Origin of the sequence: Streptomyces sp. NPDC014870 (assembly GCF_043081505.1) — a bacterium.
Classification (GTDB): domain Bacteria; phylum Actinomycetota; class Actinomycetes; order Streptomycetales; family Streptomycetaceae; genus Streptomyces.
Genome location: NZ_JBIBWQ010000001.1, coordinates 772998 through 797672, shown reverse-complemented (window position 1 = coordinate 797672; position 24675 = coordinate 772998). Strand labels below are relative to the sequence as shown.

The 24675-nt window shown below is 71.8% G+C and carries 20 protein-coding genes and 1 pseudogene; 12 read left to right on the top strand and 9 right to left on the bottom strand.

All coding sequences use genetic code 11. The features are described from left to right. Nucleotides 1-17: 17 nt before the first annotated feature. Together ACF09C_RS03340 and ACF09C_RS03335 are read right to left on the bottom strand one after the other, a co-directional pair. The gene (locus tag ACF09C_RS03340; RefSeq protein WP_392088097.1) at nt 18-188 is read right to left on the bottom strand and encodes a hypothetical protein; all 171 of its coding nucleotides are present in this window, start codon (nt 186-188) and stop codon (nt 18-20) included. Then, nucleotides 163-858, bottom strand: a complete 696-nt coding sequence (locus tag ACF09C_RS03335) for a DUF6338 family protein (protein WP_392088095.1) — start codon at nt 856-858, stop codon at nt 163-165. The genes ACF09C_RS03340 and ACF09C_RS03335 overlap by 26 nt, the downstream gene beginning before the upstream one ends. A gap of 165 nt (nt 859-1023) precedes the next feature. On the opposite strand from ACF09C_RS03335, the gene ACF09C_RS03330 reads away from it, so the two are divergent. Continuing rightward, nucleotides 1024-4245, top strand: coding sequence for an ATP-binding protein (locus ACF09C_RS03330; protein ID WP_392088093.1), 3222 nt, complete (start codon nt 1024-1026; stop codon nt 4243-4245). Between the two features lie 28 nt (nt 4246-4273). Here the strand turns inward: ACF09C_RS03330 and ACF09C_RS03325 are convergent, their stop codons facing one another. Continuing rightward, nucleotides 4274-5104, bottom strand: a complete 831-nt coding sequence (locus tag ACF09C_RS03325) for an ATP-binding cassette domain-containing protein (protein ID WP_392088091.1) — start codon at nt 5102-5104, stop codon at nt 4274-4276. Nucleotides 5105-5319: 215 nt separating this feature from the next. Here ACF09C_RS03325 and ACF09C_RS03320 point away from each other — a divergent pair, with 215 nt between their 5' ends. Both ACF09C_RS03320 and ACF09C_RS03315 read left to right on the top strand, forming a co-directional pair. Then, nucleotides 5320-7158 carry an APC family permease gene (locus ACF09C_RS03320; RefSeq protein ID WP_392088089.1) on the top strand — a complete coding sequence of 613 codons (1839 nt, stop codon included), beginning with the start codon at nt 5320-5322 and terminating at the stop codon, nt 7156-7158. A gap of 130 nt (nt 7159-7288) precedes the next feature. Beyond that, a pseudogene (locus ACF09C_RS03315) lies at nt 7289-7618 on the top strand (DUF4118 domain-containing protein); the annotation flags it as partial. Between the two features lie 458 nt (nt 7619-8076). Here the strand turns inward: ACF09C_RS03315 and ACF09C_RS03310 are convergent. The 3 genes from ACF09C_RS03310 to kdpB (ACF09C_RS03300) all read right to left on the bottom strand — a co-directional run bounded on the left by ACF09C_RS03310 (nt 8077) and on the right by kdpB (ACF09C_RS03300) (nt 12345). Continuing rightward, nucleotides 8077-8871: a GNAT family N-acetyltransferase gene (locus ACF09C_RS03310; protein ID WP_392088087.1), complete on the bottom strand. Its 795-nt coding sequence runs from the start codon at nt 8869-8871 to the stop codon at nt 8077-8079. 216 nt (nt 8872-9087) lie between these two features. Beyond that, entirely contained in the window at nt 9088-9897 is an 810-nt protein-coding gene (locus tag ACF09C_RS03305) for an SDR family NAD(P)-dependent oxidoreductase (RefSeq protein WP_392088085.1), read from the bottom strand. A 285-nt stretch (nt 9898-10182) separates the two neighbouring features. Further along, nucleotides 10183-12345, bottom strand: a complete 2163-nt coding sequence (gene kdpB / locus ACF09C_RS03300) for a potassium-transporting ATPase subunit KdpB (protein ID WP_392088083.1) — start codon at nt 12343-12345, stop codon at nt 10183-10185. A gap of 653 nt (nt 12346-12998) precedes the next feature. Between kdpB (ACF09C_RS03300) and ACF09C_RS03295 the strand changes: the two genes are divergently transcribed. From ACF09C_RS03295 to ACF09C_RS03260, 8 genes are all read left to right on the top strand, one after another. Next, nucleotides 12999-14426 carry a hypothetical protein gene (locus ACF09C_RS03295; RefSeq protein WP_392088081.1) on the top strand — a complete coding sequence of 476 codons (1428 nt, stop codon included), beginning with the start codon at nt 12999-13001 and terminating at the stop codon, nt 14424-14426. A 99-nt stretch (nt 14427-14525) separates the two neighbouring features. Continuing rightward, nucleotides 14526-14654 carry a hypothetical protein gene (locus tag ACF09C_RS03290; protein ID WP_362419934.1) on the top strand — a complete coding sequence of 43 codons (129 nt, stop codon included), beginning with the start codon at nt 14526-14528 and terminating at the stop codon, nt 14652-14654. Beyond that, entirely contained in the window at nt 14651-14740 is a 90-nt protein-coding gene (kdpF, locus tag ACF09C_RS03285) for a K(+)-transporting ATPase subunit F (protein ID WP_329853613.1), read from the top strand. Before ACF09C_RS03290 ends, kdpF begins: the two co-directional genes overlap by 4 nt. 8 nt (nt 14741-14748) lie before the next feature. After that, on the top strand, nt 14749-16413 hold the full coding sequence (kdpA, locus tag ACF09C_RS03280) for a potassium-transporting ATPase subunit KdpA (RefSeq protein WP_392088079.1): 1665 nt from the start codon (nt 14749-14751) through the stop codon (nt 16411-16413). Beyond that, nucleotides 16410-18545, top strand: a complete 2136-nt coding sequence (gene kdpB, locus ACF09C_RS03275) for a potassium-transporting ATPase subunit KdpB (RefSeq protein ID WP_392088077.1) — start codon at nt 16410-16412, stop codon at nt 18543-18545. Before kdpA ends, kdpB (ACF09C_RS03275) begins: the two co-directional genes overlap by 4 nt. 2 nt (nt 18546-18547) lie before the next feature. Next, on the top strand, nt 18548-19282 hold the full coding sequence (locus ACF09C_RS03270) for a potassium-transporting ATPase subunit C (RefSeq protein WP_392088075.1): 735 nt from the start codon (nt 18548-18550) through the stop codon (nt 19280-19282). A 101-nt stretch (nt 19283-19383) separates the two neighbouring features. Next, nucleotides 19384-20070, top strand: coding sequence for a response regulator (locus ACF09C_RS03265; RefSeq protein WP_392088073.1), 687 nt, complete (start codon nt 19384-19386; stop codon nt 20068-20070). Nucleotides 20071-20110: 40 nt separating this feature from the next. Continuing rightward, the gene (locus ACF09C_RS03260) at nt 20111-22651 is read left to right on the top strand and encodes a DUF4118 domain-containing protein (RefSeq protein ID WP_392088071.1); all 2541 of its coding nucleotides are present in this window, start codon (nt 20111-20113) and stop codon (nt 22649-22651) included. Between the two features lie 22 nt (nt 22652-22673). Here ACF09C_RS03260 and ACF09C_RS03255 read toward each other — a convergent pair whose 3' ends face one another. From ACF09C_RS03255 to ACF09C_RS03245, 3 genes are read right to left on the bottom strand one after another with little or no spacing between them, the layout of a single operon-like run. Next, nucleotides 22674-22991 carry a hypothetical protein gene (locus ACF09C_RS03255; protein ID WP_392088069.1) on the bottom strand — a complete coding sequence of 106 codons (318 nt, stop codon included), beginning with the start codon at nt 22989-22991 and terminating at the stop codon, nt 22674-22676. Continuing rightward, nucleotides 22988-23419, bottom strand: coding sequence for a hypothetical protein (locus ACF09C_RS03250; RefSeq protein ID WP_392088067.1), 432 nt, complete (start codon nt 23417-23419; stop codon nt 22988-22990). Before ACF09C_RS03250 ends, ACF09C_RS03255 begins: the two co-directional genes overlap by 4 nt. Further along, complete coding sequence (locus ACF09C_RS03245) at nt 23406-24290, bottom strand: hypothetical protein (protein WP_392088065.1); 885 nt, start codon at nt 24288-24290, stop codon at nt 23406-23408. Before ACF09C_RS03245 ends, ACF09C_RS03250 begins: the two co-directional genes overlap by 14 nt. A gap of 148 nt (nt 24291-24438) precedes the next feature. On the opposite strand from ACF09C_RS03245, the gene ACF09C_RS03240 reads away from it, so the two are divergent. Further along, a complete protein-coding gene (locus tag ACF09C_RS03240; protein ID WP_362419963.1) occupies nt 24439-24660 on the top strand; it encodes a hypothetical protein in 222 nt (73 codons plus the stop codon). The last annotated feature ends 15 nt before the right edge of the window (nt 24661-24675 follow it).

The window sequence follows — 24675 nt, the reverse complement described above, 5'->3', positions numbered from 1 at the left end:
CGGCCCCTCGCCCCCGGTCAGTCGGAGGACGCGGGTGTCTCCTCGCCCATCGCGGTGCCCGACGGCGCCTGGGGGACGTCGTCCGGTTCCGGTGCGTCGTCGGCCGGCCGGTAGGTGCGGCGCTCGGAGAACTCCGCGAGCAGCTCCGCCAACTCCGCGTCCTCACGTCCCTTGTGATGCTTCGTCATGGCCGGCTCCTTCCTCCACGTGCGCCCGGGCCGAGGGGACGACCGGTGCCGTCGGCCACAGCAGCACTTCCAGTACGTCGATGTCGGCGGCGCGCAGATACACCCCGCCGGTGTCCGGAACCTTCCCGAGGAACCTGCCGTCGGGACCCATCCGGTACTGGGCCTGGAGGTAGACGTCCCCCGGTTGCGGATAGGCCGAGACCGCCGACCTCGAACCCAGCCAGCCGCCCACCCACAGACCGTTCTTCAGCCGGGCCCGGACGAAGCACGAACCCCGGTCCCGGAAGAGCGCGTCCCAGGCGGTAGGCGTCGGCTCGTACCGGGCCCGCCTGCGCCGCCGGTCCAGGACGGCCTCCCCCCACGCGATTCCGGCCGGTACCAGGACCACGAGGAGAAGCGCCGCGAGGCCGGCCTCCCGGGGGTGCGCGAGCACCCCCGCCACCGGCCCCCTGCCCTGCCCGCCGAGCAGCCGCACCAGCCACGGCCCCGCGGCCACCGCGTACACGGCGTCGAGCAGCGCACCGGCCGCGATGGCCCGCACGATCCGGTTCTGCGGTTCCTGCTCCGCCGCGACCGCGCCGCGCAGATGCTCCCGTACGGCCTGGTAGAAGACGCCGGGCAGCACCAGGATCAGCAGAATGGTCAGCTGCTGCACCGTTCCCGGAACCATCGTCGCCTCGCTCCCGCTTCCGTCGCGCTTGGGTGTCGACTCCCCTTCCCCCACCGTACGTCGGTGATCCACCGGGGGAGGCGGAAGGGGCGTGAGAGGTGACACACGAGAACTCAAGATCGATAGGATGACGCGATTCACCGCGCCCAGGGGGAGGTTGCCGCCGTGAGGGTTCAACTGCTCGGCCCGGTCGGGGCCGTGGCCGACGACCGCTCGACCGAGGCCGCGTCGGCCGAGGACGGCTCGGCCGACGCGCATCCGGCCGTCGACATCGGAGGCGTCCGGCTGCGCATGCTGCTGGCCAGGCTCGCGCTGGAGGGCGGACGGCCCGTCTCCGTCGACGCGCTCGTGGACGGGCTGTGGGGAGCCGACTCCCCGGCCGAGGCGCTGAACGCCCTCCAGGCCCTGGCCTCCCGGCTCCGCAGGGCCCTGCGCGGCGTCGCCACCCTGGAGTCCGCGGCCGGCGGCTACCGCCTGTCGGTACGGGACGAGGACGTGGACGCCCACCGCTTCGAGGAACTGGCCGCGCGCGGCAGGCGCGAACTGGTCGCCGGGCGCGTGGACGAGGCCGCGTCCCTGCTCGGTACGGCGCTCGGCCTGTGGCGCGGCCCCGCGCTCGCCGATGTCCTGGACGCCCCCTTCGCCCGCGCCTCCGCCGCCCGCCTCGACGACCTGCGCGCCTCCGCCGCCGAGGACCGCTTCGACGCCGAACTCCGCCTCGGCCGGTACGCCGAGGTCCTCGCCGACCTCGAAACGGCGGGCGCGGAACGCCCGTTGAGTGAGCGGCTGGCCGGGCTGAGGATGAAGGCGCTCTCCGCGGCCGGACGCCAGTCCGACGCGCTCGCCGTGTACGAACAGCTGCGCGCCCGGCTCGGCGACGAACTCGGCGTCGACCCGTCGGCCGAGCTTCAGGAGATCCACCTCGCCCTGCTCCGGGGCGAGTTGACCGCCCCGGCCCGTGCCGAGACGGCGGCCAGCCGGCTGCCGGCCCGGCTGACGAGCTTCGTCGGCCGCGAGCGGGAACTGGAGCGGGTCGCCGGTCTGCTGGCCTCCTCCCGGCTCGTCACCGTCGTCGGCTTCGGCGGCGCCGGGAAGACCCGGCTCTCCCTGGAAGCGGCGGCCCGGCACCGGGCCCACGACCGCGGCCGGGTCTGGCTCGCGCCGCTGGCGGGCATCGGCCCCGGCGACCAGCTGGCCGACGCGGTCCTCGGCGCGCTCAGCTCCAAGGACGGCCGCTTCTACGACGGCGCGCAGGCCCAGCGCCTCACCCCCGTCGACCGCCTGGCCGAACTTTTCGAGGGCGGCGAGGCGGTGCTCGTCCTGGACAACTGCGAGCACGTCGTCGAGGCCGCCGCCGAACTCGCCGAGGAACTCCTCGACCGGCTCCCGCAGTTGCGGATCCTCGCCACCAGTAGGGAAGCCCTCGCCATCACCGGCGAGGTGCTCTGCCCGCTCGGCCCGCTGGACGTCCCCGCGACCGCCGACGAGCTCGCCGACTCCGCCGACGCGACCGCCGTCCGCCTCTTCGTGGACCGGGCCGTCGGCGTCCGCCCCGACTTCACCCTCGACACCACCACCGTGGGCCCCGTCGTGGAGATCTGCCGCCGCCTCGACGGCATGCCGCTCGCCCTCGAACTGGCCGCCGCCAAGCTGCGCTCGATGAACGTCGACCGGATCGCCCGCCGCCTGGACGACCGCTTCCGCCTCCTCACCTCGGGCAGCCGCACCGCACTGCCGAGGCAGCGCACCCTCCTCGCGCTCGTCGAGTGGAGCTGGGACCTCCTCGACGAGCCCGAACGGATCCTGGCGCGCCGGCTGTCGGCCTTCCCGGGCGGTGCGACGGTCGCCGCCCTCGAGGGAGTCTGCGCCGACGACACCCTGCCCGCCGAGGACGTGGCGTACGTCCTCGACACCCTGGTCGAGAAGTCCCTGGTGACCTGCTCCGGCGAGGACGAGCCCCGGTACCGGATGCTGGAGACCGTACGGGCCTTCGCCGCCGACCGGCTCGTCGGCGACGGGGACGACGTCGCCCTGCCGTTCGCCGACCACTTCCTGGCCCTGGCGGAGGAGCTCGAACCCCTCCTCCGCACGCGGGAACAGCTCCGTGCGATCGCGCTCTTCGACGCCGAGCACGACAACATGGTCGCCGCGCTGCGGTCGGTCCTCGACGCCCGGGACGCGCCGCGGGCCGCCCGGTTCGTACGGGCGATGTTCTGGTACTGGGGGATCAGGGGCATGTCCGCCCAGTTCGAGACCTTCCTGGGGGAGGTCCTGGAACTGGGCGACGCGCTCCCCGACGACACGCGCGCGGCCTTCGGACTCGTCCGCACCGCGGCGGGCCCGCACGACGCCGACGGCGCCGCCGATACCGACGAGCAGGCCGACCTCGACCGGGCCGAGGTGCTCGGCTTCCACCCGGCGCTGCCGCTGCTGCGGATGTCCCAGCTGGCGGGGGACGCCGACCAGCGGGAGCGCGGGCTGCGGCAGTCCCTCGGCTCCCCGGACCCCTGGGTGCGGGCCAGCGCGTACTGGGCGCACGACTTCGTCCTCTCCGAGCAGGGCGACCTGGAGAGCGGAGCCGAGGCCCGGGCGGCGGCGCTGCGCGGCTTCGAGGAGGTCGGCGACCGCTGGGGCCTGGTGATGAGCCTGCTCCCGCTCGGCCGGGACCACTCGCTGCGAGGCGAGTACGGCCCCGCGCTCGCGGCCTTCGAACGAGCGGTGGTGATCAGCTCCGAACTGGGCACGGAGGAGCACCTCACCTGGACCAAGTTCCGGCTGTCCCAGGAACGGTCGCGCTCCGGGGACCACGAGGGCGCGGTGAGCGACATCCTCGCGGCCCAGCGGCAGGCCCGGGAACGGGGTCACCGGCGGGTGGAGGCCGGCCTCCTGCCCCAACTCGCCTATGCCTACCGCCGTGCCGGTGATCTCGACCGTGCGGAGGAGGCCCTCGACCGGCTGGAGGCCCTCGTCCACCGGCTCCCGTACCCCGAGGAGACCAGCCGGGACATTCTCGCCGGCGGCAGAATGGCGAACCTGATCGCCCGGGGAGCGGCACCTGAGGCGCGCGCCCTCATGCCCAGGGCGGTACGCGGCTACAGCGCGCGGGGCGACAGCAACGGACTGACCTGGGTGGCGGAGGAACTCGCGCTGCTCCTCGCCCTGGAGGGCGACGCGGTGGGCGCGGCGACCACCCTGGGCATGACCCACGCGATCCGCGGCGCGTTCGACCACGGCGACCCGGAGATGCGGACACTCGCCGCCGAACTGACCGAGGAACTCGGCGAGGCCGGCTACCGGGACGCGTACGAGCGCGGGGCCGCCATGCCGAGGCAGGAGGCCATGGCCGTGCTCGCCGACGTGCCGGGCCGCCGGGAGGAGCAGGCCTGACCCGCGGGCGGCCGCGCCGCGAGAGCCCTCAGCGCGCCGGATGCCTGGTCAGCGCCGCCAGTACGTCCTCCAGGTCGGGCTGCCGCAGGCCCACCTCCTCGGTGCCGATGCCCGCGCGCTCGAGCCGGCGGACGAGCGCGGCCAGCAGCATCGGGTCAGTGGCCGGCGCGGAGAACAGGCCCGTGTGGCGGTCGTGCGCCGGCGCGGTGCCGGTCAGCTCGGTCAGGATGCGGTCCACCGCGTCCCCGTCCCCGGTGAGGCTCGGACGGACCCGCAGGGACGGGTCGCCGGTTCTCCTCTTGAGCTCCTCCGGCGTCCCGTCCGCCACGACCCGGCCGCCGTCCAGGACGGCGACCCGGTCGGCCAGGCCGTCCGCCGCTCCCGGCTGCTGGGTCGTGAACAGCACGGCGGTTCCCCCGGCCGCCAGCCGCCGCAGGACCGCCCGTACCGTCCGCCGGGCCCGGTGGTCGAGCCCCGTGTCCGGCTCGTCCAGGAGCAGCACAGGGGAGCTGCCGAGCAGCAGCGCCACCCTTTCCTCCCCGTCGGGACCGGTCCAGGTCGGGTCGCCGCGGACGCCGTCGACACGCGCCGCCCCGCCGCCCGTCGGCCACCCCGTGGCCGTGACCAGCTCGCGGACCCGCGCCCCCTCCCGTACGACGTCGTGGCCGCAGACCGCCGCGCGGCCCGCGTCGGGCCGGTCGAGGCCGGCCAGGACACGGAGGACCGTCGTCTTGCCCGCGCCGTGCGGCCCGAGCAGCGCCACGGTCTCGCCGGGCCGCACCGCCAGGTCGACCCCGTCCAGCGCGAGCGTGTCCCCGTACCTCTTGACCAGGCCCTCGGCCCGGACGGCGTACGACATCGTCCCTCCCTCCTCCGGCCCCGGACGTTCCCGACGGGCCGGGTCCGACGATGCCCGGCGCCGCTGACAGACCGCTGACCGCACCTTGACGAGCGGCGGTGTCAAAAGTGCGTACGGACAGGTCGAGCAGGCGTCAAGAGAGCGCAAGTGTGGCTCGAACTCGGCGGCTCGCGGGTCGAACCTGAGCGGACCTGCCACGAAAGGGAACAACCGAGATGGCCGTCCTGACCACCGAGACCGGTGCCGCCCCCAGCGCCGAGGAACCCCCCGATACCGGCGCCCGCCACCGGCTGACCGCTGTCACCGGGCTCGCCGCGCTCTCGCTCGACGCGATGGCATCGGTGGCCTACGGACCCGAGGCGATCGTCCTCGTCCTCGCGGCGGCCGGCGCGCACGGCCTCGGCTTCACCCTCCCGGTCACGCTCGCCATCGCGGGCCTGCTGGCCGTACTCGTCGCCTCCTACCGCCAGGTCATCCGGGCCTTCCCGGACGGCGGCGGCTCCTACGCGGTGGCCAAGACCCACCTCGGCCGGCGCACCAGCCTCGTCGCCGCCGGCTCGCTCGTCCTGGACTACGTCCTCAACGTGGCCGTCGCCGTCACCGCCGGTGTCGCGGCCCTCACCTCGGCCTTCCCCGAGCTCTACGGCGACCGGCTGTGGATCTGCCTGGTCGTCCTCGTCCTGATCACCGCGGTCAACCTGCGCGGCATCGTCGACTCGGCCCGCGCCTTCATCGTGCCGACCGCCGTCTTCATCGGCGCGATCCTCGTCCTGATCGTCGTCGGGCTCTTCCGTGACGCGCCGGTCTCCACGGCCGCCTCCGCCGGTCACCCCTCCGTCCTCGCCGACAACGCCACCACCGTCGGCGCGCTGCTCCTCCTGAAGGCCTTCGCCTCCGGATGCTCCGCGCTCACCGGTGTCGAGGCGATCGCCAACGCCGTGCCGTCCTTCCGCGCCCCCGCCGCCAAGCGGGCGATGCGCGCGGAGGTCGCCCTCGGCGTGCTCCTCGGCGTGATGCTGATCGGCCTCTCGGTGCTGATCTCCCGCTTCGGCCTGCAGCCGGTCGAGGGCGTCACCGTCCTCGCGCAGCTCGCCGACGCCTCCCTCGGCCACAACTGGGGCTTCTACGTCATCCAGTTCGCCACCATGGTGCTGCTCGCGCTCTCCGCGAACACCTCCTTCGGCGGTCTGCCGGTCCTGCTGAAGCTGCTGGCCCGTGACAACTACCTGCCGCACGTCTTCGGCCTGAAGGCGGACCGCCAGGTCCACCGCCACGGTGTCGTCTGGCTCTCGGTCGTCTCCGCCGCCCTGCTGGTCTTCTCCGGCGGCGACACCAACACCCTCGTCCCGCTCTTCGCGATCGGCGTCTTCGTCGGCTTCACGATCGCCCAGACCGGCATGGTGCTGCACTGGAGCCGCGAGCGCGGTGCCGGCTGGGCGGGCAAGGCCTTCCTGAACGGCCTCGGTGCCCTGCTCACCGGCGTCTCCGCCGTCGTCGTCACGGCCACCAAGTTCCACGACGGAGCCTGGCTGATCGTGATCGCGCTGCCCCTCCTGGTCCTCGTCTTCGAGACCGTCCACCGCGCCTACGGCACGATCGGCGAGCGGCTCGGCGTCGGCCGGATCCCCGAGCCGCCGCACCGCGAGCGTTCGCTGGTCCTCGTCCCTGTCTCCTCCCTGACCCGGGTCACCAGCGAGGCACTCACCGCGGCCGTCTCCCTCGGCGACGAGGTCCGCGCCGTGACCGTCTGCCACCCGGAGGCCGAGGACCGCGCCGCGACCGAGGCCCTGGAGCGCGACTGGGCGCTGTGGAACCCGGGCGTCGACCTGGTCAGGCTGCCCTCCGAGCGCCGCTCGCTCGGCCGCCCCATCACCGCGTACGTCCGCGAGCTCGCGCTGACCGAGCCGGACACCCGCGTCACCGTGCTCATCCCGGAGGCCGAGCCCGCGCACCTGTGGCAGCGGCTCCTCCAGAACCAGCGGGGCGCGGTCGTCGCCCACGCCGTCCGGCGCGACACCGACGCGGTGATCTGCCGGCTGCGGTTCCGCTGCTGAGCCCGGTGGATCCGCCGTACCGGGCGGATCCACCGTAAGAAGTCCGTCAAGGAGCCCTCCGCCCGGTGCCGCGTACGCGGCACCGGGCGGAGGCTTGACGTGTACGGACGCGCCCGCACGGAGGTGCACGATGCCCGTTCCGCTCCGGGACACCGCGGCCCTGGCCGCAGGAGTCCTCGCTCCCTTCGCCGCGTCGCTCGTCCTGGTTCCGCTGCGGGACGACGTCACGCACACCAATCTGGCGCTGCTGCTCGTCGTCGTGGTCGTCGCCGTGGCGGCGCTCGGGAACCGCCTCGCCGGTGCGCTCTGCGCCCTGTCGGCCGCCGCCTGGTTCGACTTCTTCCTCACCGAGCCGTACCAGAGCTTCCACATCGAGAACCGGGCCGACATCGAGACCTCGGTCCTGCTCCTGGTCGTCGGCCTCGCCGTCTCGCAACTCGCGGCGCGGGCCAGGACCTTGAAGCGGGTCGCCGTCACGGACGCCACCCACCTGGAGCGGCTGCACGGCACGACCCGCCTCGCCCGGTTCGCCGGTTCCTCCGACGAGATGGTCCGCCGGGTGCGCGCGGAGCTGACCGACGTACTCGACCTCAGCGCCTGCCGCTTCGAGCACGGCTCCCTCATCGGGCGTCCGCCGCGGCTCGACCCGGACGGGTCGGTGAAGGTGTCCGGCTGGATCTGGGACCTGGAACGGCAGGGCTGGCCGGCCGGCGAGATCGAGCTGCGGGCCGTCGCCCACGGCCGCTACCAGGGCCGCTTCATGATGACGCCGGTGCCCGGCTCCGTACCGCCGCCGCTGGAGTCCCGGCTCGTCGCGCTCGATCTCGCGGCCCAGGCGGCAGGGGCGCTGGACGAGGGGCAGGACCACCGCGCCCGTGTGACGCCGGGGCGGTACGGCTGCGGCGGCCTCCGGATGTCTCAGGCGGCCGCGGCGATCCCCGGCAGCGCGGAGACCGCTGCACGGGAGGGGGCACCCGCGGCGTGGTGGACGTACTCGTGGTCGAGCCGGAATCCGGCGGTCCAGGCCAGCAGCCGGCTGGGCCGGTTGTCGCGGGAGCAGCACCAGCTCGCGGTGTGGCCGCGCTCGGTCACATCGGCGACCAGCCGGGTGACGCAGGCGAGCGCGAGCCCCTTGCGGCGCGCCTCGGGCGCGGTCGCGCAGGCCAGGTCCTCGTAGCGGCTGCCGAGGAAGCGGGTGCACGCCACGGTGACGACGCGGCCCTTGTGGAACGCGGCCCAGCCGAGACCGGAGGAGGCGAGACCCACCGGGCCGTCCCAGGTGTCATGGATCCAGGCCATGGAGGGGTCGAGCGCGGCGAGTGCCGGGGCGTCCTCGGCGGAGAGCCGGCGCACCCGCGCACCGCGCGGCACGGACGAGGCGGCGACGGTCACGCGGTGGATGTAGAGCATCCGCTCCCAGGGCGTGATCCTGTCGAACGCGCCGCCGAGCAGCGGCAGGAAGCGGTCCGTGGCTTCGACGTAGTGGTCGGCGAGCGGAGCGAGGTCGGCCGGTGTCAGGGCCGTCGGGTCGCCCGCCAGGAGGGCGTGGTCCCCGCAGGAGACGGCGACCGCCCGGGGCCGCTCGGCGCGGTCGGTCCACCAGCGGCCGTGGCCCGTGGCGAGGACGTGCTCCGTGAGAGCGGCCGTGCCGGGGGCACCGGTCGGGAACGCCCGGGCGGGGGCGGGGGGCTGGTGGGACGGGTGCGGGAACACGGAGACCTCCTTCGGGAACGGGACCTTGGGACGGGACGGGGGCGGCCCGTGTAATGGACGGGCCGCCCCCTGGCTATTCAGCGCTGACCGGCCTTGGAGCCGTGGTTCGCCTTCTTCTTGCGGCGTGCCTTCTTCTTGCGGGCGCGCTTGGACATGGACGGTGTTCCTTTCGGTGGTGCTGCTGGTGCTGCTGGTGGTGAGCTGGTCGTGGAGTCGTCAGGCGGGCTGGCCGACGAGCAGGTCGGCGAGCTTGTTGAGGCGCTTGACCGTGCGCTCCTCGGACGCGGCCGGGGCCGGGTCGACGCGGTGCTCGCGGTCGTAGTAGGCGCCGTTGACGATCTCGACGGCCGGGTCGCAGAGCCGCGCGACGTGCTCCGCGCCCTCGGCCGGGGACACGCCCTCGTGGGCGTAGAGCGGCAGCAGGCTGGTGGTGCAGATGCCCGGGTGGACGGAGACGGCGGTGACGCGCGCGTCGGCGGCGAAGACCGTCAGCGCCAGCTGCGACTGCGCGTACGCGGCCAGGCGGGAGTAACGGCGGGTGCGGTTGGGGTCGTTCCACTGGATCGAGCCCGTGCGGTGCAGCGAGGAGGAGACGTTCACGACCCGGCCGCCCGGGTCGGTGGTCAGGGCCGGCTCGAGCAGGTGCGTGAGCAGGTAGTGGGCCAGGAAGTTGACCTGGAACGCGATCTCGTTGCCGTCGGCGGTCACGGTGTGCCGCTCGGGGGCCGCCATGCCGGCGTTGTTGACCAGGACGTCGAGGTGCGGGTGCTCGGCCAGCACACGGGTGGCGAGCTGTTCCACCTCCTCCAGCCGCGTGAAGTCCGCGGCGAACGCGCACAGTCGGGACCCGTCGACGTCGGCCAGCGTGACGAGCCGGTCGGTGGCGGCGTGGGCCTCCTCGGCCGTGCGGCCGTGGACGAGCACGGTCGCGCCGCGCTCGGCGAGCAGCCGCGCGGTCTGGTAGCCGATGCCGGATGTGGCACCGGTCACCAGAACGGTGCGGGAGGAAAGGTCGGAAACGGACATGACTGGTCAGTCCCTCAAGGGTGAAGAGTGCGTACGGGTACGAAGAAGGGGCGCCGGACCGTGAAGTCACGACGCCCCGAAGGCAGAGTCGGAGAGGTCAGCGGAAGGCTGCGGTCTCCGGACAGCACTCGGCTGCGGTCTGCGGACAGCGGGGCTCACGACGGGACGCCTGATGAGGCGGCCGATCGAGGAGGAGCCATGCGCTGTTCATGGTGTCCATCGAACCCGCGCCGGAGTCCCCGGGCAAGCACGACCCCGTTTCCCTGACGCCCCCCTGACGGAGATTCACCCCAGGCCGGGGATGGTCGAGACCAGGAGATCGATGACCTTGATGCCGACGAACGGCAGTACGAGGCCACCGAGGCCGTACACCGTGAGGTTGCGCCGCAGCAGGTCGTGCGCGGAGGAGGGGCGGTAGCGGACGCCGCGCAGGGCGAGCGGGATCAGCGCCACGATGATGAGGGCGTTGAAGATGATGGCCGAGGTGATCGCCGAGGTGGGGCTGTGCAGCCCCATGATGTTGAGAGCCTCCAGCCCCGGGTAGGCGCCGGCGAACATCGCGGGGATGATCGCGAAGTACTTCGCGACGTCGTTCGTGATCGAGAAGGTCGTCAACGCGCCCCGGGTGATGAGGAGTTGCTTGCCGATCTCGACGATCTCGATGAGCTTGGTCGGGTTGGAGTCCAGGTCCACCATGTTCCCGGCCTCCTTGGCGGCCGAGGTACCGGTGTTCATGGCCACGCCGACGTCGGCCTGCGCGAGCGCCGGGGCGTCGTTCGTGCCGTCGCCGGTCATCGCGACGAGCTTGCCGCCCTCCTGCTCCTTCCTGATGAGGGCCAGCTTGTCCTCCGGGGTGGCCTCGGCGAGGAAGTCGTCGACACCCGCCTCGTGAGCGATGGCGCGCGCGGTGAGCGGGTTGTCGCCGGTGATCATGACCGTGCGGATGCCCATCCGCCGCAGCTCGGCGAACCGCTCCCTGATCCCGTCCTTCACGACGTCCTTGAGGTGGACGATCCCGAGGACCCGCGGGCCGTCCCAGTCGTGCACGGCCACCAGGAGGGGCGTGCCGCCCGCGTCCGCGATGGCGTCGCTCCAGGTGCGCGCCTCCGCCGGCACCATCCCCCCGTACATCTCCACCCAGGCGATCACCTGCGCGGCGGCGCCCTTGCGGATGTGGCACGCGGCGCCGTTGTCCCAGCGCAGGTCGATGCCGCTCATCCGGGTCTGCGCGCTGAACTCCACGAAGCGGGCGTTCGCGAGCTCCCCCTCGGCGGGTGCCCGCAGCCCGTACCGCTCCTTGGCGAGGACCACCACCGAGCGCCCCTCCGGGGTCTCGTCGGCGAGCGACGACAGCTGGGCGGCGTCCGCGAGCTTGGCCTCCTCGACCCCCGGCAGCGGCACGAAGTCGGCCGCCTCCCGGTTGCCCAGCGTGATCGTCCCCGTCTTGTCGAGGAGCAGCGTGTTGACGTCGCCCGCGGCCTCGACCGCGCGGCCCGACATCGCGAGCACGTTGCGCTGCACGAGCCGGTCCATGCCGGCGATGCCGATGGCCGAGAGCAGGGCGCCGATCGTGGTCGGGATCAGGGTCACCAGGAGGGCCACGAGGACGGTCGTGGACGGTCCGGCGTCGGCGTACCCCGCCATCGGCCGCAGGGCCACGACGACCAGGATGAAGACCATGGTCAGCGCGGCCAGCAGGATGTTGAGCGCGATCTCGTTCGGGGTCTTCTGCCGCGAGGCGCCCTCGACCAGGGCGATCATCCGGTCCATGAAGGAGTGGCCGGGGCGGGACGTGACCCGGACGACGATCCGGTCCGAGAGCACCGTCGTGCCGCCCGTCACGCCCGACCGGTCGCCGCCCGACTCCCGGATCACCGGGGCGGACTCGCCGGTGACGGCGGACTCGTCGACGGCGGCGACCCCGTCGACCACATCACCGTCGGCCGGGATCAGCTCGCCCGCCTCGACGAGGACGAAGTCGAAGAGCTTGAGGTCGCTGGCGGCGACGGCGTCCGTCTCCGCCCGGTCGAGATCCGTCCCGTACCGCCAGTGCCGCAGCCGCAGCGCCACGGTGTCCGTGCGCGCCTTGCGGAGCGACTCGGCCTGCGCCTTCCCCCGTCCCTCCGCCACCGCCTCCGCGAGGTTGGCGAAGATCACGGTCAGCCAGAGCCAGGCGCTGATGACCCAGGTGAACACCGAGGGGTCGAAGAGCGCGGAGAGCGTGGTGAGCACCGATCCGGCGCCGACCACGAAGAGCACCGGGTTGCGCACCAGGGCCCGGGGGTGCAGCTTGCGCACCGCCTCGGGAAAGCACTTCAGCAGCTGGACCGGGTCGAGCAGCCCGCCCCGCGCCGAGCGCCGCCGGCCCGGCCGTGGGGTCGGGTTGCGAGGCGGGGCCGAGGGAGCGGACGGTGCCGAGGGCGCGTGCGGGGACGCGGCGGGATGCATCGCGGAGGACCTTCTGAATGGGCCCCGGCGGCCCGCGCGGCGGACGCCCGGGGAGAGACGGCAGGGAGCGCCGTCGCCCACGGCCTGGGGTGCGCGGGGTGACCCGGGCCCCCATGGTCACGGCCGCGGACGTGCGGCGTCGGTCGCTCCCTGAGGGCACGGCCACCGGATGGGGTCGGGTGGCGCGTGCCCTCACGAGCCGGGGACGGTCAGGCCACTGACGTCCCGGGTCGGTGAGCGACCGAGAGGGGAATCTAGCCGCCCGGCAACGCTGCGTACGCGCTCGGGCACCGGAATTGACGGTGCCCTGACGGCGTACGCGGACCTGCGACAAGGGCGCGTCAAAGCGAGCCGACAGACCGTCAGGAGGCCGTCAACGAAGGTCGTTCCGCGCCAGGTGCCGATCCAGACTCGTCGGCACGGGGGATCGGACGGCTGTCCGATCAGGTGAGGTGGGAGGGCGCGTGGCTACCACGACAGGTATCGCGCAAGGTCCGGACTCGACGGCCAGGACCGCCACCGCACCGCCAGGGACAGCCGGACGACCGGCGGGCCGTCCAGGTCCGCGGCCACGAGGGGGCCGCGGTCCGGACGGCCCCACCGGCGTACCCGGAGACCCCGGCGCCCCGCCCGCGCCGCTCGTCGACCGGGCCGTGGCGAGGGGTGCGCGGCGCCTGCGCGCGCTGCGGCACCGCTATGTCGACACCCTGCCCGCCCGGCTGCGCCTGCTGCGCGGCGCCGTGCTGCTGCTCGCGGCCGGCTGCGCCGGGATCCTCCTCACCGCGGGCCTCTCCGCCGCCTCCACCTGGGACGCCGTCGCGGGCCGGCACGCCCCGCGCACGGTGAGCGCGGCCGATCTGAACCTCGCGCTCAACGACATGGACGCCCAGGCCGTCAACATCCTGCTGTCCAACGGCGACGCCGGAAAGGGCAGGCTGACCGAGTCGTACGACAAGGCGCTCAGGCTCTACGACGAGGCACGCGAGTCCGTCAGCCGACAGCTGCGCACCCTCGCCGTCGCGGCGGAGGGCGACGAGCGGGCCCAGCGGACCGTGGAACTGCTCACCCAGGATTTCGCCCGCTACCAGGAGTTCGTCGGGCGCGCCCTGGAGAACGACACCCGCCCCGGCGGCAAGGCCGCCGCCATCGACGACTACCGCACCGCCTACGGCCTGCTCACCGAGCGGATGCTGCCCGAGTCCCGCGACCTCGTCGACGCCAACGACCGGCAGTTCGAGGACGCCTACGGCGCCGAACGCGCGGACCTGCGGACGAACACCGCGCTGTTACTGGGTGTGGGGGCGGCGTTGCTCACCGTACTCGTCGCGCTCCAGTGGTATCTGGCCCGACGCTTCCACCGGGTGCTGAACCCGGGCGTCCTCGCCGCCACCGTCTGCGTGCTGACCGCGCTCGTCCTCGGCGCCCAGGCCCTCGCGACCGGCTCGGAGGAGCTGCGGGTCGCCCGCCGCGACGCCTTCGACTCCGTCGTCGCCCTCTCGCGCGCCCGTGCCATCGCCTACGACGCCAACGCCGACGAGAGCCGCTACCTCCTGGACAAGGAGAACCGCGTCGTCCACGAGGCGGCCTTCCTGGCGAAGTCGCAGAGCCTCTACGGGGTCGAGGGCGTCACCGCCGTCGGCGGGTACGAGCCCGTGCTCACCGAGACCTGGCAGGCCTATGGCCGGGACAACACGGACAAGCGGTTCACCGGCGAGTTCCGCCGTGAGCTGGACAACATCACCTTCACCGGCGAGCGGGACGCCGCCGAGCGGACCGTCGAGGCCTACCTCGTCTACCAGCGGGACGACCGCACCATCCGGTCGCTCGTCGCGGCCGGCCACGAGGCCGAGGCGGTGGCCTTCTGCATCAGCTGGGACCCGGGGGAGTCCAACGCCCACTTCGGTGCGTGGATGGCGGCCCTCGACGAGGTCACCGGCATCAACAGGACCGCCTTCGCGCAGGCCGTGGAGGACGGTCGAGGCGCCGTCGGCTCCACCCTGCCGTGGGCGGGCCTCGCCCTGCTCGCCGCCGCCGCGCTGACCGTCCTGGGCCTGCGCCCGCGCCTCGCCGAGTTCCGCTGAGACCGCCGCGGGGCTCCGCGACGTAGAGGACGCGTAAAGAGCGCAGTGCCCGTCGTCAGGGACGCGTTAACGGCGGCCTTGAGGTGGCCGAAAAGCGCTTTGCTCATCCAGTCCGAGAATCCGTTCTTCACTCAGGAGCTCACGATGGCCGACGTGGCCTTCGTCGTCACCACGATCGCGATCTTCGCGCTGGTGGCCTTCATCGCCAAGGGGGTGGCCAAGCTGTGACTGCCGAGAACATCGTCGGTCTGATCGTGGCCGTCGCCCTGCTGGTCTATCTCGTCCTCGCCCTCGTCAAGCCGGAGAGGTTCTGAGTACGGATATGAGCCCCGTTCTTGCTGGTGTCCTCCAGCTCCTCGCGCTGATCGCCGCCCTCGGCCTGTCCTACAAGCCGCTCGGTGACTACATGGCCCGGGTCTACTCCTCCGACAAGCACCTGCGGGTCGAGAAGTGGATCTACAAGGGCATCGGAGCCAACCCGAACACGGAGATGCGCTGGCCCGCGTACCTGCGCGGCGTCCTCGCCTTCTCCGCGGTGAGCGTCCTCTTCCTCTACCTGCTCCAGCGGGTGCAGGGTTCGCTCCCCGGCTCGCTCGGCTTCGCGTCGATCGACCCGGACCAGGCTTTCAACACCGCCGCGTCCTTCGTCGCCAACACCAACTGGCAGTCGTACTACGGCGAGCAGGCCATGGGCCACGTCGTGCAGACCGGCGGCCTCGCGGTGCAGAACTTCGTCTCGGCCGCGGTCGGCATCGCCGTCGCCGTCGCCCTCGTGCGCGGCTTCGCCCGCTCGCGTACCGGTGACCTCGGCAACTTCTGGGCCGACCTGGTCCGCGGTGTCGTGCGCATCCTGCTCCCGATCTCCATCGTGGGCGCGCTCATCCTGGTCGCCTGCGGCGCCATCCAGAACTTCTCCGGCATCCACGAGGTCGGCCAGTTCACGGGCGGCACGCAGCAGTGGAACGGCGGCGCCGTCGCCTCCCAGGAGGTCATCAAGGAGCTGGGCACCAACGGTGGCGGTTACTTCAACGCCAACTCCGCCCACCCCTTCGAGAACCCGAACCCGCTCTCGAACCTCTTCGAGATCTTCCTGATCCTCGTCATCCCCTTCGCGCTGACCCGCACGTTCGGCCGCATGGTCGGCTCGCTCAAGCAGGGCTACGCGATCCTGGCGACGATGGCCACCATCTGGCTCGTCTTCACCGGTCTGATGATGTGGACCGAGTTCGCGGGCAACGGCCCGGCCTTCGAGGCCGCCGGCGGCGCGATGGAGGGCAAGGAGACCCGCTTCGGCATCAGCGCCTCGGCGATCTTCTCGGTCGCCACCACGCTGACCTCCACCGGTGCGGTCAACTCCTTCCACTCCTCCAACACCGGCTTCGGCGGTGGCATCAACCTGCTGGGCATGCAGCTCGGCGAGATCGCTCCCGGTGGTGTCGGCTCCGGCCTCTACGGCATGCTGATCATGGCGATCATCGCGGTGTTCATCGCCGGTCTGATGGTCGGCCGCACGCCCGAGTACCTGGGCAAGAAGATCGGCACCCGCGAGATCAAGTACGCGGCCTGCTACATCCTCGTCACCCCGGCGCTGGTGCTCTGCTTCACCGCCGCGGCGATGGCCCTGGACACCCCGGCCGACTCGATGACGAACAGTGGCGCGCACGGGTTCTCCGAGATCCTCTACGCGTACACCTCCGGCGCCAACAACAACGGCTCCGCCTTCGCGGGTCTGAACGCCGACACCCAGTGGTTCAACTCGACGATCGGCATCGCGATGCTGCTCGGCCGCTTCCTGCCGATGGTGTTCGTGCTGGCCCTGGCCGGCTCGCTCGCCGAGCAGAAGCCCGTCCCCGCGACCGCCGGCACCCTGCGGACCGAGAAGCCGCTGTTCACCGGCCTTCTGGTCGGCACGATCATGATCATCACCGGTCTGACCTACTTCCCGGCCCTCGCCCTTGGCCCGCTCGCAGAGGGGCTCGCGGCATGAACATCGATGTGAAGAAGCAAGAGGACGCCATGTCCACCGCCACCCCGACGAAGGCGCCGCACGGCGACCTGTCCGCCGGACACAAGCCGGCCGGACGCGTCGGCGGGGGTCTGTTCGACCCCAAGCAGCTGATCAAGTCCTTCCCGGACGCGGTCAAGAAGCTCGACCCGCGCGTGATGATCAAGTCGCCCGTGATGTTCGTGGTCCTGATCGGCTCGGTGGTCACCACCGTGCTGGCCTTCAAGGACCCGGGCGACTGGTTCGGCTGGGCGATCGCCGCCTGGCTCTGGCTGACGACCATCTTCGCCAACCTGGCGGAGGCCGTGGCCGAGGGCCGCGGCAAGGCCCAGGCCGACACGCTCCGCAAGGCGAAGACCGACACGGTCGCCCGCCGCCTCATCGGCAAGAACGAGGAGCGCGTCCCCGGCACCGAGCTCAAGATCGGTGACCTGGTGGTCTGCGAGGCCGGCGACATCATCCCCGGCGACGGTGACGTCGTCGAGGGTGTCGCGAGCGTCGACGAGTCGGCCATCACCGGCGAGTCGGCCCCGGTCATCCGCGAGTCCGGCGGCGACCGCTCGGCCGTCACCGGCGGTACGAAGGTGCTGTCCGACCGCATCGTCATCAAGATCACGACGAAGCCGGGCGAGACCTTCATCGACCGGATGATCAACCTGGTCGAGGGCGCGGCGCGCCAGAAGACCCCCAACGAGATCGCCCTCAACATCCTGCTGGCGTCCCTCACCATCGTCTTCCTGCTCGCCGTCGTCACGCTGAAGCCGTTCGCGATCTACGCGGGCGCCGACGACCAGACGTCGATGATCGTCCTCACCGCGCTCCTGGTCTGCCTCATCCCGACCACGATCGGCGCACTGCTCTCGGCCATCGGCATCGCCGGCATGGACCGCCTGGTGCAGCGCAACGTCCTCGCCATGTCGGGCCGTGCGGTCGAGGCCGCCGGTGACGTCTCCACGCTGCTCCTGGACAAGACCGGCACCATCACGCTCGGCAACCGCCAGGCTTCCGAGTTCGTCCCGGTCAAGGGCACCACCGAGGCCGAGGTCGCGGACGCCGCGCAGCTCTCCTCGCTGGCCGACGAGACCCCCGAGGGTCGCTCCATCGTGGTCCTCGCCAAGGAGAGGTACGGCCTGCGCGAGCGCCACCAGGGCGAGCTGGACGGCGCCGAGTGGATCGCCTTCACCGCCCAGACCCGTATGTCGGGTGTGGACGTCGACGGCCGCAAGATCCGCAAGGGCGCGACCGGTTCGGTCCTGGCCTGGGTGAAGGAGCGGGGCGGCAACGTCTCCGAGGACGCCCAGAAGCTCAACGACACGATCTCCCAGGCCGGCGGCACCCCGCTGCTGGTCGCCGTGGAGGACGCCAAGGGCGCCCGCGTCCTCGGTGTCATCCACCTCAAGGACGTCGTCAAGGAGGGCATGCGGGAGCGGTTCGACGAGCTGCGCCGCATGGGCATCAAGACGGTCATGATCACGGGTGACAACCCGCTGACCGCCAAGGCCATCGCCGAGGAGGCGGGTGTCGACGACTTCCTCGCCGAGGCCACCCCCGAGGACAAGATGGCGCTGATCAAGCGCGAGCAGGCCGGTGGCAAGCTCGTCGCGATGACCGGCGACGGCACGAACGACGCCCCGGCGCTCGCGCAGGCCGATGTCGGCGTGGCCATGAACACCGGTACCTCGGCCGCCAAGGAGGCCGGGAACATGGTGGACCTGGACTCCAACCCGACCAAGCTCATCGAGATCGTCGAGATCGGCAAGCAGCTCCTCATCACCCGGGGCGCGCTCACCACCTTCTCGATCGCCAACGACGTGGCCAAGTACTTCGCGATCATCCCCGCGATGTTCGCCGTGGCCTACCCGTCGCTCGACAAGCTGAACATCATGGATCTGCACTCGCCGCAGTCCGCGATCCTCTCCGCCGTCATCTTCAACGCGCTGATCATCATCGCGCTGGTCCCGCTCGCCCTGAAGGGCGTGCAGTACCGGCCGACGAGCGCGGACAAGATGCTCCGCCGGAACCTCGGGATCTACGGCCTCGGCGGCCTGGTCGCCCCGTTCATCGGCATCAAGATCATCGACCTCCTCATCTCCCTCATCCCCGGAATCGGCTGATCATGAACAACTCCGTAGGAAACGCAGGGCGGCTGCTCTGGGCCGGTCTCCGCGCCCTGCTCGTCCTGACCGTGGTGACGGGTGTCCTCTACCCGCTGGTCGTCACGGGCCTGGCTCAGGTGGCGTTCAACAACAAGGCCAACGGCTCCGAGATCGAGAGCGGGGGCAAGGTCGTCGGATCCGAGCTCATCGGCCAGACCTACAACCTGCCGCTCAAGGACGGCGAGGAGACGTCGGGGCCGGACCTCAAGTGGTTCCAGCCGCGCCCCTCCAACGGTCTGGGCACCAACAGCGTCAACACCCAGTACTCGATCATCCTGTCGGGTGCGACCAACCGGTCGGGTGAGGACGGCGCCGAGCACGACAAGAAGACCGGCAAGGCGTACTGCAAGCCGATCGAGGAGTACAAGACCGAGGACGACCAGGCCTCGCTCTGCTACAAGGTGCTCGCCGCCAAGGAAGCCGTCATCAAGGACAACACGGCGGCCGGCTTCACGCCCAAGGACATCCCGGCCGACGCCGTCACCTCCTCCGGCTCCGGCCTGGACCCGCACATCTCCCCGGAGTACGCGGAGCTGCAGGTCCACCGGGTCGCGGAGAAGAACGGTCTCGACGTCAAGCAGGTCGAGAAGCTCGTCGCCGACAACACCGACAGCCGGATCCTCGGCTTCATCGGTGAGCCGCGCGTCAACGTTCTCAAGCTCAACATCGCGCTCAAGGAACTGACCAAGGGCTGATGGCCTTATCGCAACAGAGAGGGAGTCGGCGGGTCCCAGGGACGATCCCGGACCCGCCGGCTCCCGTCGCACGTGGACGACAAGAGGAAGGCAGCACGCCGATGACCCGGGTGCTTGTCGTGGAGGACGACGCGCAGCTCGCACGAGCCTTGGTGATCAATCTCCAGGCCCGTCAGTACCTGGTGGACGCGGCACCCGACGGTGCCACCGCCCTCCGGCTCGTGGCCGCGGGACAGCCGGACATGATCCTGCTCGACCTCGGACTGCCCGACATGGACGGCGTCGACGTCATCAGAGCCCTTCGCGGCTGGAGCCGGGCGCCGGTCCTGGTCCTCTCCGCCCGCAGCGGCTCCGAGGACAAGATCCGCGCGCTCGACGCGGGCGCGGACGACTACATGACCAAGCCGTTCAGCATGGACGAGCTCCTCGCCCGGCTGAGGGCCGCCACCCGGCGCACGGAGGAGGCCCCGGACCGGCCGAACACCACCCACCTGGTCGTCACCGACGAGTTCACCGTCGACCTGGTGGCGAAGAAGGTCCGGCGCGGCGACCGTGACGTACGGCTCACCCCGACCGAATGGCACCTGCTCGAAATACTGATCGGCAACCCCGGGGTGCTCGTCAGCCAGCGCCGGCTGCTCCAGGAGGTCTGGGGGCCCAGTTACGGGGGAAAGACCAACTACCTCCGGGTCTACATGGCCCAGTTGCGACGCAAACTGGAACGAGACCCCTCGCACCCCCGCTATCTGATCACCGAACCCGGCATGGGCTACCGCTTCGAGGCGTGACCCGGTCCGTCCTCCATCGAAGAAACGGCATCACACCACCATGGGACGCGGAAAGCTCCGTATCTACCTCGGCGCGGCACCGGGCGTCGGCAAGACGTACTCGATGCTCTCCGAGGGGCACCGGCGGGTCGAACGCGGCACGGACTGTGTCGTCGCCTTCGTCGAGCACCACGACCGGCCGCGTACGGAGGTGATGCTGCACGGCCTCGAACAGATCCCGCGCCGCACGATCGCCTACCGCGACACCACCTTCACCGAGATGGACGTCGACGCGGTCCTGGCCAGGAAGCCCGCCGTCGCCCTCGTCGACGAGCTGCCGCACACCAACGTGCCGGGCTCGCGCAACTCCAAGCGCTGGCAGGACATCGAGGAGCTGCTGGCCGCCGGGATCGACGTCATCTCGACCGTCAACATCCAGCACCTCGAATCGCTGGGCGACGTCGTCGAGTCGATCACCGGCGTACGGCAGAAGGAGACCGTCCCCGACGAGGTGGTGCGGCGGGCGGACCAGATAGAGCTGGTCGACATGTCGCCCCAGGCCCTGCGCAGACGCATGGCCCACGGCAACATCTACAAGTCCGACAAGGTCGACGCGGCCCTGTCCAACTACTTCCGCCCCGGCAACCTGACGGCGCTGCGCGAACTCGCCCTGCTCTGGACCGCCGACCGGGTCGACGAGTACCTCCAGGAGTACCGCACCGAGCACCGGGTCTCGAAGATCTGGGGCTCCCGCGAGCGGATCGTCGTCGGCCTCACCGGCGGCCCGGAGGGACGCACCCTCATCCGGCGCGCCGCGCGCCTCGCCGAGAAGGGCGCGGGCGGCGAGGTGCTCGCCGTCTACATCGCCCGCAGCGACGGCCTCACCGCCGCCTCGCCCAAGGAACTCGCCGTCCAGCGCACGCTGGTCGAGGACCTCGGCGGCACCTTCCACCACGTCATAGGCGACGACATCTCCTCGGGGCTCCTGGAGTTCGCCCGCGGGGTCAACGCCACCCAGATCGTCCTCGGCGTCAGCCGCAGACGCTCCTGGCAGTACATGTTCGGGCCGGGCGTCAGCGCCACGGTCGCCCGCGAGTCGGGCCCCGACCTGGACGTCCACATCGTCACCCACGACGAGATGGCGAAGGGGCGCGGCCTGCCGGTCGCGCGCGGCGCCAAGCTCGGCCGTTCCCGGACCATCTGGGGCTGGCTCACCGGCATCGCGGGCCCCGCGCTGCTCACCCTGATCCTCGGGGGCGCGCCCGACATCGGCCTCGCCAACGACGTCCTGCTCTTCCTCGCCCTGACCGTCGCCGCCGCCCTGCTCGGCGGACTCAAGCCGGCCCTCGCCTCGGCGGCTGTCGGGTCGCTGCTCCTGAACTACTACTTCACGCCGCCCATCCACGAACTCACCATCGCCGACCCGAAGAACATGGTCGCGCTCGTGGTGTTCCTGGGCGTCGCGATCTCCGTGGCCTCCGTGGTGGACCTGGCGGCCCGCCGCACCCACCAGGCCGCCCGGCTGCGCGCCGAGGCCGAGACCCTCAGCTTCCTCGCCGGCAGCGTGCTGCGCGGGGAGACCAGCCTGGAGTCGCTTCTCGAACGGGTCAGGGAGACCTTCGCCATGGACTCCGTCGCCCTGCTCGAACGCCGGGAGGAGTCGGACCCCTGGTCCTGTGTCGCCTCCGTGGGCGTGCGCCAGTCCGACCGGCCCGAGGACGCGGACGTGGACATGCCCGTCGGTGACCATCTCGCGCTCGCCCTGTCCGGCCGGGTCCTGCCCGCCGAGGACCGGCGCGTGCTCGGCGCCTTCGCCGCCCAGGCCGCGACCGTACTGGACCGGCAGCGGCTCGTCGGGGAGGCCGAGGAGGCCCGCAAGCTGGCCGAGGGCAACAAGATCCGCACCTCGCTCCTGGCCGCGGTCAGCCATGACCTGCGGACCCCGCTCGCCGGTATCAAGGCCGCGGTCACCTCGCTGCGCGCCGACGACATCGAGTGGTCGGAGGAGGACCGGGCGGAGCTCCTGGAGGGCATCGAGGACGGCGCCGACCGGCTCGACCACCTCGTCGGCAACCTGCTGGACGTCTCCCGCCTGGAGACCGGCACGGTGACCGCCGTCATCCGCGAGACCGACCTCGACGAGGTCGTCCCGATGGCGCTGGCCGGAGTGCCGGAGGGCAGCGTGGACCTGGACATCCCCGAGACGCTGCCGATGGTCGCCGTCGACCGGGGCCTGCTCGAACGGGCCGTGGCCAACATCGTCGAGAACGCCGTCAAGTACAGCCCGGCCGGCGAGCCGGTCCTGGTGGCCGCGAGCACCATGGCCGACCGGGTCGAGCTGCGGGTGGTGGACCGGGGCCCGGGCGTCCCGGACGAGGCCAAGGACCGCATCTTCGGCGCCTTCCAGCGCTACGGGGACGCCCCGCGCGGCGCCGGCGTCGGCCTGGGCCTGGCGGTGGCCCGCGGCTTCATCGAGGCGATGGGCGGCACGGTCACCGCGGAGGACACCCCCGGCGGGGGACTGACGATGGCCGTCAGCCTGCGCATGGCGGAGGGCCTCCCGCTGTCCCGCGCGGAGCTCCCCGCCTCGACGACGATGTAGCCGTGGGCCGGGGCCGAGGCGGTCAGGGCGCCAGGAGGCCCCACAGCAGGACGACGCCGACGCCGCAGACCGTCCCGCCCACCACCATGGCGACAAGACCGTTGCGGACGTTCTCCGGCTGGTACGCGCCCAGCACACTGAAGCAGAGCCGCACCCCGAAGGACAGGCCGAGCAGCCCGGAGCCGGTGATCGCGAAGCCCGCGAGGATCGCGTCCCACTGGGACTCGAAGAGACGCTGGTACGGGCCGGGATGACGGGTGGCGAACGCGTACAGCACCGCGGTCAGCAGGACGGTCGGCAGTGCCACATAGGTGAGGGCGAGGTTCGTGAGCCGTTTCATCGGGACGATCCTCCTTGGATGGGGAAGCGCGACAGGCGTTGGCGTACCGATTTCTCCACCACCGGGTCCCATTTCTCCTGTATGGCGATATGGGCGTACCTCTCCCGTAGCCGGTTGACCTCGTCGAGCATGGCCCGCTCCTCGTGCGCGATCACCAGCAGGCTGGGGCGGACGAACCGGAACCAGGCATCGGTCATCACGCCCAGTGCGCCCGCCGCGACAAGCAGGGGCACAAGTGTCACGGCGATGCCGCCCGTCCCGTCGGCCGTCAGCGCGAGGATCAGGCACACGACGGCCACGCCCGCCGACACCGCACGCGTCCTGCGGCCCAGCCGCAGCCTCGTCCGGGCGAGACGCACGGTCTTGAGTCGCGCCTCGGCCCCCTCCAGGGACTGGAAGAACGCGGCCGTGCGGTCAGCTCGCCCCATGGGACCCGCCCCCGTCGGACGCGATGAACCGCTGGAGATGATGGTTGAAGTGGCCCCGCAACACTCCGATCTGGGAGTCGTCCAGGCGCGAGACGCCGTCGTCGATCCCGGGCAGGAACTCGTGCCGGATCAGCCGTGAGGCCATCGGCAGGACACCGAGCCGCAGCGAGGTCTGACTCCGCAGGTCACGCAGCGAGGCGGCGAACCGCGAGTCGGTGGGTGCGCCGCCCGGGATGTAGTGGTCGCGGGCCTCGTCGAGCCGGTCCCAGTAGAGGTCGCACTTCGAGACCACGACGAGCAGCCAGCGCAGCCGCTTGGCGAGTTCCCCGTCGATGATCGCGTCGGCCAGCACCCGGAAGTCCAGGGACTCCTTCTCCAGGTGCCAGGCCCGCACCGCCTCCTCGTCCACCGGTCCGCCGGCGGCCGCGAGCTCGTCCCGCACGTCGCGACCGTCACTGCGCAGCCAGATCCGGTTGTGCCCCCAGCAGGTCACATGGATGATCCCGTGCGGAGAGGCCTCACCGCGCATGGTGTCGGTGAGGGCCTGTTCGCGTTCCAGTGACAACTGCCCCGGGATCACCGTCACGGCCGTCTGGGTCCGGCGCCCGCCGGCGCGGATGACCGCCTTGTGCTTCTCGATGTCCGGACTTTTCCGGCTGTCGGGGTCCCCCGACCGGATCGCCTGGAGCAGCGCGCCGCAGAGGACGGTCTTGCCCGCCCCCGCCTCACCGGTGATCGACACCGGGTTGCCGGACAGTTTGGGGCCGCCCCGGCTGACCGCCGCGCTCGCGGCCGGCGGCGGCCGGCCGTCGCCGACGCCCTCCCGGATGCTCTCCCAGAGCCCCCGGATCTGGTCCCAGTCGTCGCTCATGAGCGCAGCCCTTCCCCCGACGCGGACTCGACATTCGGAATGCTAGCGAGCAACTGCCGCTCCCGGTGGGCGTGTTGCCGCAACCGCCGCAGAGGCATCACCGCAGCCCCTGTGCCCCCGCCCTTACGCGGGGCATACTGGCGGGACGATGACGAACCGATCCGCGCCCCGGCGCCACCTGTCCACCAGCCCGTTCGCGGCTCCCGCCGATCCCGTGATCAAGGAGTTCGCCGTCGGTGACCGTGTCTCGCACGATCGCCACGGCCTCGGGAAGGTCATCGGCCAGGAGCCGACGGGTGCGCTGCTCGTCGACTTCGGAGCCAGTCAGGTCCGAGTCCTCAGCCCCTTCAAGGGCATGCACAAGCTCTGACGCCCCCGACAGCCT